Source organism: Nonomuraea sp. NPDC049750 (genome assembly GCF_040659625.1).
In the GTDB taxonomy this organism is placed as follows: domain Bacteria; phylum Actinomycetota; class Actinomycetes; order Streptosporangiales; family Streptosporangiaceae; genus Nonomuraea.
In genome coordinates this window covers 292,520-306,895 of the sequence record NZ_JBFANB010000009.1, presented here as the reverse complement: position 1 = coordinate 306,895, position 14,376 = coordinate 292,520, and the positions used below count along the sequence as shown (strand labels likewise).

Annotated in this window: 13 protein-coding genes; 9 read left to right on the top strand and 4 right to left on the bottom strand. The window is 70.1% G+C overall.

Features of this window, described 5'->3' with window-relative positions; all coding sequences use genetic code 11:
* Positions 1–57: 57 nt before the first annotated feature.
* The 7 genes from AB0J16_RS25320 (at position 58) to AB0J16_RS25290 (ending at position 9,060) form a co-directional block, all read left to right on the top strand.
* Positions 58–1,056: a LacI family DNA-binding transcriptional regulator gene (locus AB0J16_RS25320; protein ID WP_358543777.1), complete on the top strand. Its 999-nt coding sequence runs from the start codon at positions 58–60 to the stop codon at positions 1,054–1,056.
* Between the two features lie 7 nt (positions 1,057–1,063).
* Complete coding sequence (locus tag AB0J16_RS25315; RefSeq protein ID WP_358543775.1) at positions 1,064–2,227, top strand: glycoside hydrolase family 97 catalytic domain-containing protein; 1,164 nt, start codon at positions 1,064–1,066, stop codon at positions 2,225–2,227.
* 243 nt (positions 2,228–2,470) lie between these two features.
* The gene (locus AB0J16_RS25310) at positions 2,471–3,001 is read left to right on the top strand and encodes a hypothetical protein (RefSeq protein ID WP_358543773.1); all 531 of its coding nucleotides are present in this window, start codon (positions 2,471–2,473) and stop codon (positions 2,999–3,001) included.
* Positions 3,002–3,046: 45 nt separating this feature from the next.
* Positions 3,047–3,880, top strand: a complete 834-nt coding sequence (locus tag AB0J16_RS25305) for a metalloregulator ArsR/SmtB family transcription factor (RefSeq protein ID WP_358543770.1) — start codon at positions 3,047–3,049, stop codon at positions 3,878–3,880.
* Positions 3,877–4,476 (top strand): dihydrofolate reductase family protein, encoded by a 600-nt coding sequence (locus AB0J16_RS25300; protein ID WP_358543769.1) that lies wholly within the window; start codon positions 3,877–3,879, stop codon positions 4,474–4,476. Before AB0J16_RS25305 ends, AB0J16_RS25300 begins: the two co-directional genes overlap by 4 nt.
* A 722-nt stretch (positions 4,477–5,198) precedes the next feature.
* Positions 5,199–8,516, top strand: coding sequence for a BTAD domain-containing putative transcriptional regulator (locus AB0J16_RS25295; protein WP_358543766.1), 3,318 nt, complete (start codon positions 5,199–5,201; stop codon positions 8,514–8,516).
* A gap of 85 nt (positions 8,517–8,601) precedes the next feature.
* Positions 8,602–9,060: a hypothetical protein gene (locus AB0J16_RS25290; protein WP_358543764.1), complete on the top strand. Its 459-nt coding sequence runs from the start codon at positions 8,602–8,604 to the stop codon at positions 9,058–9,060.
* On the opposite strand, the gene AB0J16_RS25285 is transcribed toward AB0J16_RS25290, so the two are convergent.
* The 3 genes from AB0J16_RS25285 to AB0J16_RS25275 all read right to left on the bottom strand — a co-directional run bounded on the left by AB0J16_RS25285 (position 9,032) and on the right by AB0J16_RS25275 (position 11,683).
* Positions 9,032–9,610, bottom strand: a complete 579-nt coding sequence (locus AB0J16_RS25285; protein WP_358543761.1) for a dihydrofolate reductase family protein — start codon at positions 9,608–9,610, stop codon at positions 9,032–9,034. The two genes, AB0J16_RS25290 and AB0J16_RS25285, sit on opposite strands and share 29 nt — an antisense overlap.
* A gap of 40 nt (positions 9,611–9,650) precedes the next feature.
* Positions 9,651–10,145, bottom strand: a complete 495-nt coding sequence (locus AB0J16_RS25280; protein WP_358543759.1) for an SRPBCC domain-containing protein — start codon at positions 10,143–10,145, stop codon at positions 9,651–9,653.
* 107 nt (positions 10,146–10,252) lie between these two features.
* The gene (locus AB0J16_RS25275) at positions 10,253–11,683 is read right to left on the bottom strand and encodes a hypothetical protein (RefSeq protein ID WP_358543757.1); all 1,431 of its coding nucleotides are present in this window, start codon (positions 11,681–11,683) and stop codon (positions 10,253–10,255) included.
* A 312-nt stretch (positions 11,684–11,995) separates the two neighbouring features.
* On the opposite strand from AB0J16_RS25275, the gene AB0J16_RS25270 reads away from it, so the two are divergent.
* Positions 11,996–12,694, top strand: a complete 699-nt coding sequence (locus tag AB0J16_RS25270; protein WP_358543754.1) for an SDR family oxidoreductase — start codon at positions 11,996–11,998, stop codon at positions 12,692–12,694.
* Positions 12,695–12,704: 10 nt separating this feature from the next.
* Here AB0J16_RS25270 and AB0J16_RS25265 read toward each other — a convergent pair whose 3' ends face one another.
* Positions 12,705–13,106, bottom strand: a complete 402-nt coding sequence (locus AB0J16_RS25265) for a hypothetical protein (RefSeq protein WP_358543751.1) — start codon at positions 13,104–13,106, stop codon at positions 12,705–12,707.
* Positions 13,107–13,248: 142 nt separating this feature from the next.
* Here AB0J16_RS25265 and AB0J16_RS25260 point away from each other — a divergent pair, with 142 nt between their 5' ends.
* Positions 13,249–14,373 (top strand): sensor histidine kinase, encoded by a 1,125-nt coding sequence (locus tag AB0J16_RS25260; RefSeq protein WP_358543749.1) that lies wholly within the window; start codon positions 13,249–13,251, stop codon positions 14,371–14,373.
* Positions 14,374–14,376: the final 3 nt, after the last annotated feature.

Genomic DNA, 14,376 nt, shown 5'->3' with positions numbered 1-14,376 from the left:
AGACGACAATTTCTGCAAGGTGTTGCCAGAATTTCCATCGCGTGACTAGATGCGTTCGTGGAGCCCACGATCTTTGACGTCGCGCGAGCCGCCGGCGTGGCCGCGTCGACGGTGACCCGGGCGTTCAACAAACCCGGCCGGGTCAACGAAGCGACGCGACAGCGGATCATCGCCACCGCCGCGCAGCTCGGCTACCAGCACAGACCACAGAACCGCGCTCTCGCCGGTGTCCGCCACCGCACCGTCGCCATGGTGCTCTCCGACATCACCAATCCCCACTTCTTCGAGCTCATCCGCGGCGCGGAGCAGCGCGCGAAGGCATCCGATGTCACGCTGGTGATCGTCAACGCCGAGGAATCCCGGCGCATCGAGGAGAACCAGATTCGCGGCTTGGCCACCGGCGTGGACGGGTTCGTACTGGCCTCCAGCCGACTCGACGACGAGGTCCTGCGCGACCTCGCCAAACTGCACCGGATCGTGCTGTTCAACCGAGAGCTGCCCGGGCTGACCAGCGTGACGTTCGACACCGGCGCCGGCTGTCAGCAGATCCTGGAACACCTGGCCTCGCTCGGACATCAGGGCATCACCTACTGCGCCGGGCCACCCAGCTCCTGGATAGGTGCGGCGCGCTGGGCCGCACTGAGCGCCGGGGCCGAAGCGCACGGTCTGACGGCGCACCGGATCGGTCCGTACGCCCCCAACGTCGCCAACGGCGGGGCCGCCGCCGACGGAGCACTGCGTACCGGTGTGACGGCGGTCGTGGCTCACAACGACCTCCTGGCGATCGGAATCATCCGACGTCTCGCCCAGCGCGGTGTCCGAGTCCCGGCCGACATCAGCGTGATCGGGTTCGACGACATCTTCGCCGCCGACTTCGTCCATCCCTCGTTGACCACCCTGGCCGGGCCCGGCTCGCATGCCGGTCGGCTCGCGGTGGAGCTCCTGATCGAGCGGCTCGCCGCACGATCACAACGCGAGGGCGAGGCGATCCGCCTGCCCACCGAGCTGGTACTTCGCGAGTCGTCCGGCCCGGCGAAGTGCCTTCCCAGCAAATGAGGTGCGCATGAAGCGAGCGGACGCGGCGCGGCGAAGACTCCTCGCGATGACGGTGGCCGTCGTCATCCTTGACCACGCGAGCGACAACGGCATCGGGTACATCGCCCACAACGAGACCCGCGGTGACATCGACGACCAGAACCTGGAGAAGATCTTCTCCCGGTACGAGGAACTCGGCATCCACGCGGTCGAGACGGGCTACGCCACCAAATTCCTGCTCGGCGGCGTCAACCGCAGCCACTACGACCAGGAGGCCGTCCGCCACTACCAGCGGGTGATCGACGCGGCGGCCCGGCACCGCATCACGATCGACGCGCATAAGGCGATCAAACCCACCGGCCTGGCGCGCACCTACCCGAACATGATGACGGGCGAGGGCGTCGCGGGCATGGAGCAGCAGAACTACATGGGCGTCAACGGCAACCCGCCGGCGCAGGCCACGATCCTCCCTTTCACCCGATTCATCGGAGGACCCGCCGACTACACGCCCGGCGTCCTGAACGTCACCTGGGACCCGGCCAGGCTCGGCACCCGCGTCCAGACCACCTCGGCCGCGCAGCTCGCGCCGTACCCGACGTTCTTCAGCCCGATGCAGATGCTCGCCGACACCCCCGGGAACTACGCCGCCCACCCCGAATTCGCCTTCCTCAAGAACATGCCCGCCACGTGGGACGAGACCCGCGTCCTGGACAGCGTCATCGGGGACTACACCGTGACGGCCCGTCGCGACGGGGGCACCTGGTACCTCGGCGCGATCACCGACGAGAACGACCGGACCCTCCAGGTCCCGCTGTCGTTCCTCCCCCAAGGCACCTTCGTGGCGGAGACCTACGCCGACGCCCAGGAGACCACCTGGAAGGGCGACCCGCTGCCCGTCGAGATCCGCAAGACGCTGGTCCGATCGTCCACCCGGTTATCCATGTCGCTGGTCGCCGCCGGCGGGCAGGCCGTCAGGATCAGACCCGCGACCGGCCGGGACCTCGACCAACTCCCCTGGTACGCCGACCCCCGTGCCGGATACGGCACCCCCGAAGCGGTGCTGGACCCGGCCACCCAGCAGCTCACCGTGCAGGCTCCCCTGACCAACAAGGGCAGCACGGTGGCCGAATTCCAGACCCGGCTGTTCAACGGTCGCGCCGCGGGCCAGGTGCGGAGCGTCGCCGTCTCCTGAGGCTCCAGGAAGTACGGCTGGCGCTGTATGGTCTTCCCCTCGCCGAGGTGAGCGCGCAAGCCCGAACCGCCATCGACGACCGGCTCGCCGCCCCGCTCGGCCCACCGCAGGCGCTGTTCTCTCTCGCGCTGAAGGTGCGGCTCGCGACCGACGCTGGAGCCCTCGACCCGGGCACTGTCCGGCCGGCTCGGCACCGAGGTCGAAACCTCGATCACCGCCGCTGCCGCCGACGACCCGGCGGGGATGAGGGAAGCGCTCAACCGGTTCACGGCCCTGGTCACGGCCGCACCGATCCCGGCGGACGTCGCGGCCGACCTGCTGGCCATCAGCGGAGTGCTCGCCGCCGGGCCTCGCAGGATCGAGGCGGAATCCGCGCAACTCCTCAGCGGCGCGTGCCTGCGTACCGACCACACCGGCTACACCGGCACCGGCTTCGTGGCCTGCATGAAGACCAAGGAAAGCGTACGGTTCAACGCCCCGGTCACCGTCGGCGGCCTCTACACCCTCCGCCTCCGCTACGCCAACGCCATGGGCACTACCCAGACCATGACGCTGAGCAGCGGCACCCGGTCCAGCCGGCTCAAGCTCCCCACCCTGGCCAACTGGGACACCTGGTCGGAGCACCAGCTCAGCCTCCTCCTCACCCCGGCCACCCCGCTGATCTTCGCCTTCGGCCCCAACGACAACGGCAACGTCAACCTGGACTCCGTCACCCTCGACCCCGGCCCCGGAGCCATCCACCGACACCCCGCAGCGACCAGGGGGAGGCCCTAAGATATTCCTTGACACGAATATTCTCCATGATGAATACTTCTCGCCATGGACGCAGTGGACATACTTCTCACCGCGCTGGCCGATCCGGCCCGCTGGCGGCTCGTGAGCCTGCTGGCCGAGCGGCCCCGCCCGGTCGGCGTCCTCGCCCAACTCGCCCAGGCGCGCCAGCCGCAGACGACCAAGCACCTGCAGACCCTGGAGCGCGCCGGCGTCGTCACCTCACAGCGCACCGGTCAGCGCCGTATCTACGCGCTGCGGCCTACCCCCCTGCGGGACCTGGCGGCCCTGCTCAACCGGATCGCCGACACCGCGGACCAGGCCGGCGGACCGCGTGAGACCTACAACCACTACGGGCTCAGCCTCGACGTGGAGCGGCTCGCCGCGGAGGAGCCGGGGTGGGCCGACGGTCGCTCGTTCAGCTTTCTCCGGTCACTGACGGCAGGCCCCGAGCAGGTCTGGCGCCACCTCACCGAACCCCCTTTGCTCGCCCGCTGGTGGACACCCGATGACCTGCGCGTCTCCGAGCTCGCCTTCGAGGCGCGACCGGGCGGGCAGATCATCCTGGAGTACCGGGATGCCGAGGACACCGACGGTTCCGACCAGGTCGCCGGGCGCGCGGAGGGAATCGTCGACGACGTACGCCCCGGCGAGCGCCTCGCCTACCGATCCTCCCCACTGCTTCCCGACGGCGACCTCGCCTTCACCGCACACGTCGATCTCGGCCTCCGCCCAACCAGCACCGGCACCGACCTCGACGTCCATGTCCGGATCACCGACAGCACCGTCGAGTCCGCGGACTTCATCGCAGGCATTGAGATCGGCTTCGGCCAGAGTCTCGACAAGCTCGCGGCAACCCTCGCGACAAGGAGCACGAAATGACCAACTCGACCGGCCGCAGGGTGACCGCGAACCTGAGCCTCACTCTCGACGGGCGTTACAACGGCCCCGGCGGGCCCGGCGACTTCGGCGCGTTCGCCCCGTATGTGACCAGCGACGTCGCCCGCGACCACATGACCCTCATCTGGGAGAGCGCCACGACAGCGCTGCTCGGCCGGATCAACGCCGAGGGATTCATGGGGTACTGGCCGTCGCTCGCCGAAGACGACAACGCCGACCCGCGTGATCGCGGCTACGCCAAGTGGCTGGTCGACACAGAAAAGGTGGTCTTGTCGACCTCCTTGACCGAGGCACCGTGGGAACGCACCCGCGTGGTGAACGCCCCCGCCGCGGACGTCGTCACCGACCTCAAGGCCACCGGTGAAGGCGACATCCTCGTCAACAGCAGCGCCAGCGTCATCAAGCCACTCCTGTCGGCCGACCTGCTCGACCGGCTGTATCTCATGATCTTCCCCGAGATCGCCGGAGGCGGGCAGCGACTGTTCGACGACGGACTGCCGGCTTCGAAATGGACGCTCACACACCAGGAGACCGGCAAGTTGGGCGAGCTCGCCATGGTCTACGACCGAGTCCGCTGAGCCATCGAACGGGGCATGGACCTGTGCCAGGGCGGCCAGGAGGCAGCCCGCGCGCATGGCTCGCCAGGCGCGCTACGCATTGATGTTCGTCTCCTCGGTGATCTCCAGGTCCACCATGCGGCCGTCTGGGTCAGTGAGAAGGTGCCTGCCGGTCGGGAGCTCGCGGACGACCGCGTGCGCGGGGACGCGGACACCCAGACGCAGGCTGCCTGTGGGGGGGTCGGCGGCCGGAGGCCGGGTAGACCTCGAAGACCGTCCCGCCAAGCTCGGCGGCGTAATGCTCGGGGCCGACCGGCTCTACAACACCTTGTACGGGATTCTGTCGCCGCGCCAGCGGGTGATCCCGCAGATGCTGCTGGAGGTGCCCGTCGGCAGGCGCGCCTCAGACCTGGAGCGCCGGCGCAAGAGTCCGGCTGCGACATCGGGCAAGAACCTGGAGAAGGCGCTGGAGCGCGCGGCGGAGATCCTCGGGGTGGGACTGGGGGCCATGCCGCCGCCACCTGAGGTGCCGCACCGAGATGGTGCCGCCGCCCGACGTCGACCCCGCGCTGGTGACAGGGTTCGAGCGCCTCGACGTCGCCTACGCCGCGGCCGCCGAGCAAGAACACGTCGATTGTCGGTGACCGCCCTGACCTTCTCGGGCACCGGTAGGTTTCGCACTGCTGCGATATGATTTGGACGGTTTGCTAGTTGGCAATCTCTCGACTCACCCGGGAGCCGAGGTGGCTCTGCCCGTTCATCCCGTCCGGCCAGGCGTCGACGATCAGCCGGCCGGTGGCGCTCTCTTACGCCTTCAGGTCCTGGGCCCGTTGCGGGTGTGGCGCGATGGTGTCGAACTGGATGCCGGTCCCCGGCAACAGGCTTATCTGCTGGCCCTGCTTCTGGCCCGGGTGGGCACGCCGGTCAGCACGAGCGAGCTGATCGACCTGGTCTGGGACCACGAGGTCCCAAGCAGCGCGCTCAACATCATCCACAAACACGTCGGCGCGTTGCGGCGACTGCTCGAACCCGCGACCCCCGCCCGTAAATCCGGCTCATACCTGCACCACCGCGGCGGCTCCTACCAGTTCACCGCCGCCCCCGGCACCCTGGACCTCCACACCTTCCGGGAACTCGTCGAGACCGCCAAGGCGGCCCTGGCACGGCAACGCCTGGAAACGGCGCTCGATCGCTATGTCGAAGCGCTTGGCCTTTGGCGGGGCCGTGCGGGCGACGGGTTCACGCACCGATCGACCGCGCTGCCGACCTTCGCCGCCCTCGACGACGAGTTTCACGCCGCGTGCACCGAAGCGGCCGAACTGGCGGTGTCGCTGGGCCGACCGGCGGGGGTGCTGCCGGCGTTGCAGCTGGCCGCATCGATGGCGCCGTTCCACGAACCCGTACAGGCCGGCCTCATCTCCATCCTCGGGGCGGCGGGACGCCAGGCGGAGGCACTGTCGGTGTTCCGCGAGGTCCGCGCCCGCCTTGCCGACGAGCTCGGTATCGATCCTGGCCCGGAGCTGCAAGCCGCACACCTGCGAGTGCTGTCGCAGCCCTCGGCGTCGCCGCTCGTGGCGCGTACGGACGTTGGGGATGACGGCGCGTCGGCGCGAACGACAGCCGGGCTGGTCGGCCGGGCCGAGGAACTCGCCCTACTGCGGCAATCCGTCGAGATGGCGTTCACCGGCCGCCCTGCGCTCCGTATCGTCGAAGGCGAGCCGGGCGTAGGCAAGACCCGCCTGGTACGAGAGATCGCCACCGAAGCGAGCCGGCGTGGCGCGCTGGTCGTCTGGGGTTCGTGCCTGGAAGGCGACGGAACACCGTCGATGTGGCCCTGGGAACAGACGCTCCGCCCGATTCTCGACAGCCTGCCCGCGCCGCTGCGGGAGAAGTGGCTCGCCAGTGAGCTCGGCAGTCTCCTGGAATCGCGAGACGACTACGCCGCCGCGCCGGCCATTCCCAACAGCGGCGCCCAGTTTCGCCTGTTCGAGCAGGTTGTCACCGCCGTTGGGCAGGCCTCGGCGCAACAGCCCACGCTGCTGATCGTCGATGACCTCCAATGGGCCGACGCCGCCTCGCTCCAACTGTTCGGCCACCTGACGGCCCGGCTACCCGCCGGCACGGTGATCATCGGTGCGCTACGCGATCGCGCACCCACACCCGGCTCTGATCTGTCGCGGGTTCTGGCCGCGGCCAGCCGGCTGCCCGGCCACCGCAGGATCCGCCTCGGCCCGCTCGGCTTGACCGACGTGACCGAGCTAATCCGCCGCGAGACCGGCCACGATCCCGGTGCCGAAGTCGCCCGCGGCATCCATGCCCGCACCGCCGGCAATCCGTTCTTCGTCCAGGAGCTGTCCCGGCTGCTCAGCGACGGCGGCTCGCTCGGCGACGGCGGCGCGTCAGTACGGGCCGGGGTGCCGGCCACCGTGCGAGACGTCGTCCGCGATCGGATGTCCGGTCTCGACGACAGCGCTCACGGCCTGCTGCGCATCGCCGCGGTCATCGGCCGCGACGTGGACCTCGACCTGCTCGCCCGCGCGATCGGCGTCGATGTCGCGGACTGCCTCGAACGCCTCGAACCGCTGCAAGCACTCGGTCTCCTGGAGACCAAGCCGGAAGACCCGTTCTCGTGGCGCTTCGCGCACGACCTGGTCCGCGAGTCGGTCACCGAGACCATTGCGCGGCGGCAGGCCGTCCAGCTGCATCTGCGCGTCGCCGACGCCCTCGAACACATCCATGCGGACGACGAGTCCGTCGCCGAACGCCTCGCCTACCACCTGCGGGGCGCCGGCCCCCTGGCCGACCCGGTTCGCACCGCGGAGGCACTGGCGCGCGCCGGCCGCCGCGCGGCGACCAAGCTCGCGTTCGCGGCCGCCTATCGGAACCTGGAATCGGCCGTCCAGATCGCCCGGACGGCGGGGCTGCTGGAGCTGGAACTGTCCGTCCTGTCGCTGCTCAACCTCCTGGCCGTCGAGCCCCCGGGAATGGGCGGCTCGACGTTCGATCTGCTGGAACGGGGCGCATATCTTGCCCGCAGACTCGGCCGCGAGACGGCCGAGGCCGAGTTTCTCTTCGTTCGGATGACCGGGGCCTACGTCTCCACCGAGAAAGACCGTGGGGTGTGGGCTCGCCGGCTGCATGAGCAAGGCCAGGCGTCCGCGGACCCGATCATCCAGGCGTACGGCCGGCAGGCCTGGGGCCTGTACCAATGGGACATCGGCGACATCGGCGCGGCGTATCAGTGTTTCAGCTGGGTAGGCCGTACCACTGCGGACGGCATTGCCTCGCTGCTCGCGAACTCAGCCGACCCGCACCCGGGGCCGGCTCAGGAAAGCATGTACCACCTTGCCAGCCGGGTCGGGGGCGTCCCGGCTCGACGCCGCGACGACCTCGGACGTTGGCGGATCCAGGATGAGTGGGTCGGTTATCTGGCCGTGATCACCACGCTGCATGGGGATGTCGAGACGGGGCGTTCCCTGCTCGGCACGGTGTACCAGGCCGAGGGAGACCCCTTTGAGATGTCGGGCTGGACCCGCTACCAAACCATGGCCGCCACGATGGCCGGTGACACGACCTGGACGATGCACGCGACCGAGCGGTGGGTCGCGGCCAGCGCCGACCGTCCCGGCGTCGCGCAGGAAGCCTACATATGGCTGGACTGGTACTGGGCCCGTGCCCTCACCGGCGACGACCCTGCCGGCACCGCGGCCAAGGCCGAACATCTCCTGGCCGCGACCCTGCTCGACCCGCCGAGATGGGGCCTTGCCTACTGGTACGGACTGATCGCCGAGATGTGGCTGGCAGCCGAGATGCCCGACAAGGCCGCGACCGCCCTCGACCGGGCCGACCAGGCCGTCCAGGCCCACGGCCAACGCTATGCCGAAGGACTTCTCCTGTTGCTGCGCGCCCGCCTGCTGCACGCCCGCGGCGAACCCGTCGACGTCGTGCGAGCCGCCGCCGACGAAGCCCGCGCCCGATCCGGCGAACGCGGGGCCCACCTCTTCGCCCGCCGCGCCGAGAGGTTCCTGGCCGATCTCGACCAGAATCCGGCAGGATGTTGATCGCGATGCGGTGAGATGGGGTCGGCTACGCGTCGGCCATTCGCGTTGTGTTGCGGACAGGCCCAGGCCGGCCAAGCCGGCCGCGGTGTCCAGGATCGTCTCCTCGATCGGCCGGGGCCGCCAGCCCAGAACCTCACGCGCTTTCGCGCTAGACGCCTGGCGTGCCACGCCCAGGTCCGGAACGACCGTCGCGAAGCGAGGGCTCACCAGCGCGCCAAGGCGGATCGCCCAGTCCGATGCCGTCCGGGTCGGCACTCGGCGGGCCGCCGGGCCGAGCCGTACCCGCGGCAGGTTCGCGATCTCCGGCAGCGACATCACCCCGGCGGCGGCCAGGAACCGCCCAGCCGTCGTTGGAGGTGAGGTCGGCCACCGCGAAGGAGACCTCCGCGCCGGGCCGCAGCATCTCCCGCACGGCCGCTTCCCGCTCCTGGAGGCCCACGTGGTGCCCGGACTGCTGCTGTCGGGCCTGCCTGACGGCTGGCGGTTCGTCACGCCCCGCTACGACATGGACGGACTCAGATATGGAGGGTGGGCCGGTAGATGAGCTCTTGGGTACGGCCGTCGAGCGTCCGGCTCTCGATCAGCTCGAGGTCGAAGTCGGCCGCATCCTGGAAGATCGGGTCCGCTCCGGTCTGGCCGGTGATCACCGGGAAGAGCGTCACCTGGACGCGGTCGACCAGACCGGCGGCCATCAGCGCCCGGTTCATCGACAGGCTGCCGTGTGAGCGCAACGGGACCTCGGACTCCTCCTTGAGCCGGGCGACGACGTCCACGGCGTCGCCGCTCACGACGGTCGCGTCCGGCCAGTCGAGGGGTCCTCTCAGTGTGGTCGACACCACGGTTGCGGGCAGGTTCCTCATCCGGGTGACCCATGGGTCACGGACGTCGGAGTCCTCGGTGCTCGAGGCCAGCATCCGCGCGAACGCCCGATACGTGTTGGCCCCGAAGACCATCCGCTGTTCCTCGCTGTGCAGGGCGAGGCGGTGCTCCAGCAGCTCGGGGCCTTGCTTGCCCCAGTAGCCGCCCCAGTTGCCGCCGGCAGCGCCGAAGCCGTCGAGGCTCATAAAGACGTCGAAGGTGTACGTAGCGGTCATGGTGCTCTCCTCGAACGCGGGATCGGGTGTGTGGAGCGGGTCACGTGGTCCGGTCGGGTGACGCCGGTGCGGCGAGCTCGGCCAGGTGGCGCAGCGAGTTGATGAGATGCTCGGGGCCGAAGGGCGGGAACTGGATGTACTCCCGCCTGAACCGCGGCACCGCCGACCAGTCGTAGGTAAGCGTGACCTCGGTCTCGGACGGACCGAGCGGCGTAAGGTCGTAACGCCAGATCCAGCCGCCGAGCTCCAGGCGACCGTCCTCCTCCTCTGTCCCCGTCAGCCAGCCGATGGAGCGCGGCGGGTCGAGCACCGCGACCTTGTTGGCCACCCGGTAGTCACCGTCTGGATGCTTCGCGTGATACATGGCCATCCGGAAAACCTGCCCCACCTCGGTCAGCGGCGCCCGGTCGGCAGGCTCCTGAACCCAGCCGGTGCCATCGATCGCGGCATGGGCAGCCGGGTCCGCCAGCACCGCGAACACCCTCGCGGCGGGCGCGACGACGGTCAGTGTGGCGCTCACGTTCTCCTGGTCCATGGTGTGCACGCTCCTTGCCTTCTCATCTCGGCGAGCCGGCCCGTCGCCGGTCTCTCATCTTGGCTACGAACGGGCTCGACGCCATCCGACACCCACTGCGGAAAAAATCAGAAGACGTACTCGGGGCATGACGGGCATCCCACAGAAAACCCATGCCTCCCCCTGCCGTGAGTGTGTCGCGCGGGCCAGGGGCGACGGTGGAAAGCCAAGGCGGCGGCCAGGCAGGCGACGGGTATGACGGGCAGCACGTACCGGTGGTCGAAGTCCAGGACCGCGACCGGGCCGATCAGCAGGCCCATCGCCACGGCCCACGGCAGCAGTGCCACGCGGGGCCGCCGCACCGCGGCGACCGCGCCGAGCAGGAGGATCAGGCCCAGGAACGGGCCGCGCAGGTAGGCGGCGTACTGGTAGGCGATGAGGAAGTCCGCGTACGAAGACACCGACGACAGACCGCGGATGGCCGGGTCGTACTCCCGTTTGACCTTGTCGATCAGCGGCTGGTCGGGCAGTTCCCCATGCCCGCCGCTGAAGCCGAAGGCCGGGGTGGTGCGGTCGGGGTGCGGGATCGGGGTCCAGGAGAAGGCGATGGCGGTGTCGCGTACGACGTCGGCCAGGTAGTCCAGCGGCTGGGCGAGGATCGCGTCGATCGCGAACGAGCGGGCGAGGTCGTTGTGCGTGAACCGGTCGCCGGGCAGCGAGTTGAGCGAGGCCCCGGGGGCCCACACGTACTCGGAGGCCGCGTCCACCTTCGTCCCGTTGGGGCACAGGCGGGCCACATCGGGCGGCGGCTGGATGCGGGCGCAGTCGGCGAAGGTCATCGTGCGGGCCCACAGGGCGACGCCGTCGGCGCCGCTGATGGCGAAACGGCCGTGGTGCTGGGCGTACCAGGCGGCGTAGCCGGCCAGAGGTAGGGAACCGGCCAGGACCAGCGCGGCCAGTGGCCACCATCCCACGCGCCGCACGGCCAGCACGAGCACGATGAGCAGCAGCAGCGGAAGCGCGATCGTCCTGGTCAGCGCGGCCGTGGCGAACAGCAGGCCCGCTCCGGCGGCGGCGCGCACGGATAACCGGGGCGACCACATCAGCATGGCCGGCCCGGCCACGACAAGGAAGATGAACTGCGTGTCAGACAGGACGGCATGCTCCAGCCGCAGGAAGGAGGCGTCGAACAGCAGCGGCACCGTCGCCGACGCCGCCACCCAGCCGGGCGCCGACCTGCGGCGCAGCACCGCGTACAGCAGTATCCCGGTGCTCAGGCCGATGGCATGCTGGACGGCCGCGACCAGCTCCACGCTGTGGAACGGCAGCAGCGCCCGCAGCAGCAGCGGGTAGCCGATCGGATGGAACGTCGCCGACGGAGCCGGGTGCACGGCGGTATCGAGGTAGGTGAAGGAGTCGTACCAGTAGAGCGTGACGGGGCGATAGCCGAGCATCGTCACCACCCGCAGCGCGGCGGCCAGGAGCAGCAACGCGGCGAAGAATCGGTGGTCGGCGAGGCGGCGCTGCGAGGGCAGCGCCACGCGGGTGTCGGTGAGCACGCGAAATCCGATCGTGGCGGCATGACAGGGGTCCGCGCATGCCGAGGACAACGCATGGCGGTGATGAGGGCGCGCGCTCAGCCGCGCGCGCCCCGGGTGGAAGCTCTCAGTGCCGGGCCGGGATCAGCAGCGGGACGGCGGCATCAGCGGCGTCCTCGTGGGAGTGCGTACGCCGCCGAACTTACGCCCCGTACGTCCGGCCTCCCGCGCCGCGCCCCGAACGGCAGTCGTGTGCTTTACGCTGCCTATAATGAATATTAATGGCGTCAAATCACTGGCGCCTCCACATAGCGTGCATGAGAGGCCACGTACGTGAAGCTCGTGATCTTCGGGGCCAACGGCCCGACAGGACGGCTCACCACCGCCCAAGCCCTCGCCGAGGGCCATACCGTCACCGCTGTCACCCGGCATCCGGAAACCTTCCCCCTCGGCGCCCCCGCGCTGAATGTCGCGAAGGCGGACGCCCTCGACCCCGAGGCGGTGCGTCGGGTGGTGGCCGGGCATGACGCGGTGCTCTCGACGCTCGGCGTCCCCTACGGCTCCGCGGCCACCACCACGTTCTCCGAGTCCGCCGAGCACATCGTCGCGGCCATGACCGCGCACGGCGTCCGGCGCCTGGTCTGCGTGACCTCTACCGGCGTGCCGATGAAACCCCCGCCCGGCGAGACCCTCATGTACCGCAAGGTGATCGTGCCGACGCTCATCAGGATGGGGCGCCCGCTGTACGAGGACGCCGCCCGCATGGAACAGATCGTGGCCCGGACCGATCTCGACTGGACCGTCATCCGCCCGTCGGGACTGTTCGACGGCAGCGCGATCACCGGATACACCGTCGGACCACCGCAGATGGTCGGCCGGTTCACCTCACGTCGTGACCTCGCGGACGCGCTCATCCGCGCGGCCGTCGACGATCGCGACGTCCGCTCCATCGTCGAGGTCATCACCACCGAGGGGACGCCCAGCGTCTACCGCGTGTTCCTGAAAGAAGCGCTCCGCGTCGGCAGCGCGTGAGGACACGCGGTCACTCTCCATCCACCTCGCCGGAGCCGCCCGCGTTGGGCGTCCACGATCGGACGGTCCGTTCGAGCCGCTGCGACCAGCCTTGGTCCTCGCCCGGCGAGAAATATTCGAACCAGCCCTCGACGGTGAGCCGCTCGGCGGAGCGGAGGGCGAGCACGCAGCGATTTCCGCCGAACACGGTGACCCCGCTGCCGGCCGGACCGATCGTGTCCTCCACCGTCTCGCCGAGCTGCCGGAGAGCGGCGGCCGGTTCGCCTGCCAAGGAGATGGGGACGGTCAGACCGCGATATTCCCGCTCGCCCGCGTACCGCCGCTCGTGTTTCGCCACCGGGACCAGCCGGCCGCGTCCTTCAGCCAGTGGCCGCAGCACCGCACCGGACCGGTCGCCGGGATCCACAGCCACCTGGCGAGGGCGGCGGTCTCGTCCTTGTTCATACGCGTGATCTTAGGGAGAGGCCCCGACAGCCGGTCACTCCTGAGAGTGAACGGCGCTATCCGTCGTGGGAGGGATGCGCCGGGCGGCCTGGATCCCGATACTGAGCGAGATGTCCGGACTTACTGAGCGGCTGCGCACCCGGTTGACGGACGTGCCGCCACGAGTGGTGGACGTCGCGATCACGGTCGCCGTGTCGGCGGCCACCGTCGGCCCCGCGCTCGTCCCCTCCTCGCAGCCATGGTGGGTGGTGGCGCTGGCCGTGCTGGCCTCGGTGCCCGTGCTGTGGCGGCGCAGGGCACCGCTCGTGGTGACCTGCGTGGTCGGGCTGGCGATGACCGCGCTGGTGATGTGGGAGAAGCCGATGCTGCCGTACGGGCCGCTGGTGGGCACCTACACCATCGCCGCGCTGAGCCCGCCGCTGCTGCGGCTGGCGGCCGTTCCGGTCATCGGCGCGGGGGTGTACGTCTCGCTCGCGCTGCCGCAGGAAGGGCTGGACTCCTATCGCGTGGTCGGTACGGCGTTCGTCGCCGCGTACGCGCTGGGCACCAGCGCCCGCGCCCGCCGCGCCCGGGCCGCCGAGCTGGCCGAACGGGCTCTGCGGCTGGAGCGGGAGCGAGCCATCGCCGCGGCTCACGAGCGGGCGCGCATCGCCCGGGACATGCATGACATCCTCACCCACTCAGTCGGCCTCATCGTCGTCCAGGCCGAAGCCGGGCCGCTGATGCTCCAGTCCGACCCGGCACGCGCGCAGGCCGCCTTCGACACGATCGCCGACACCGGCCGGGGCGCGATCGCCCAGCTGCGAACCCTGCTCGGCACGATGCGCTCGGGCCAGAGCGATCACCGGGAGCCGCAACCCGGGCTCGCGGCCCTGCCGGAACTCATCGAGCGGACCGGCCGTTCCGGGCTGCGGGTGACCTTGACCAGCGACGGCGTGCCGCGGCCGATCCCCGTCGAGGTCGACGTCGCGGCGTACCGGATCGTGCAGGAGGCGCTGACGAACGTGCTGCGCCACGCGGACGCGCGCACCGCTCAGGTGCGACTGCGCTGGACGCCGGGCGTTCTGGCGGTCGAAGTGGCCGACGACGGCAAGGGCGCGGACGGCGAAGGCACCGACGGCCAGGGGCATGGCCTGATCGGGATGCGCGAACGGGCCGCCGCCTGCGGTGGGACGCTGCGCGCCGGCCGGGGAGCGAAAGGCTTCGTCGTGGCGGCCTCGCTCCCGGTTGGATAGGCA

Excerpts from the sequence above, each read along its gene's own strand:
- AB0J16_RS25310 (WP_358543773.1), top strand. The coding sequence starts at position 2,471 with ATGAGGGAAGCGCTCAACCGGTTCACGGCCCTGGTCACGGCCGCACCG.
- AB0J16_RS25315 (WP_358543775.1), top strand. The coding sequence starts at position 1,064 with ATGAAGCGAGCGGACGCGGCGCGGCGAAGACTCCTCGCGATGACGGTG.
- AB0J16_RS25260 (WP_358543749.1), top strand. The coding sequence starts at position 13,249 with ATGTCCGGACTTACTGAGCGGCTGCGCACCCGGTTGACGGACGTGCCG.
- AB0J16_RS25285 (WP_358543761.1), bottom strand. The coding sequence starts at position 9,610 with ATGACCGCTACGTACACCTTCGACGTCTTTATGAGCCTCGACGGCTTC.
- AB0J16_RS25280 (WP_358543759.1), bottom strand. The coding sequence starts at position 10,145 with ATGGACCAGGAGAACGTGAGCGCCACACTGACCGTCGTCGCGCCCGCC.
- AB0J16_RS25305 (WP_358543770.1), top strand. The coding sequence starts at position 3,047 with ATGGACGCAGTGGACATACTTCTCACCGCGCTGGCCGATCCGGCCCGC.
- AB0J16_RS25300 (WP_358543769.1), top strand. The coding sequence starts at position 3,877 with ATGACCAACTCGACCGGCCGCAGGGTGACCGCGAACCTGAGCCTCACT.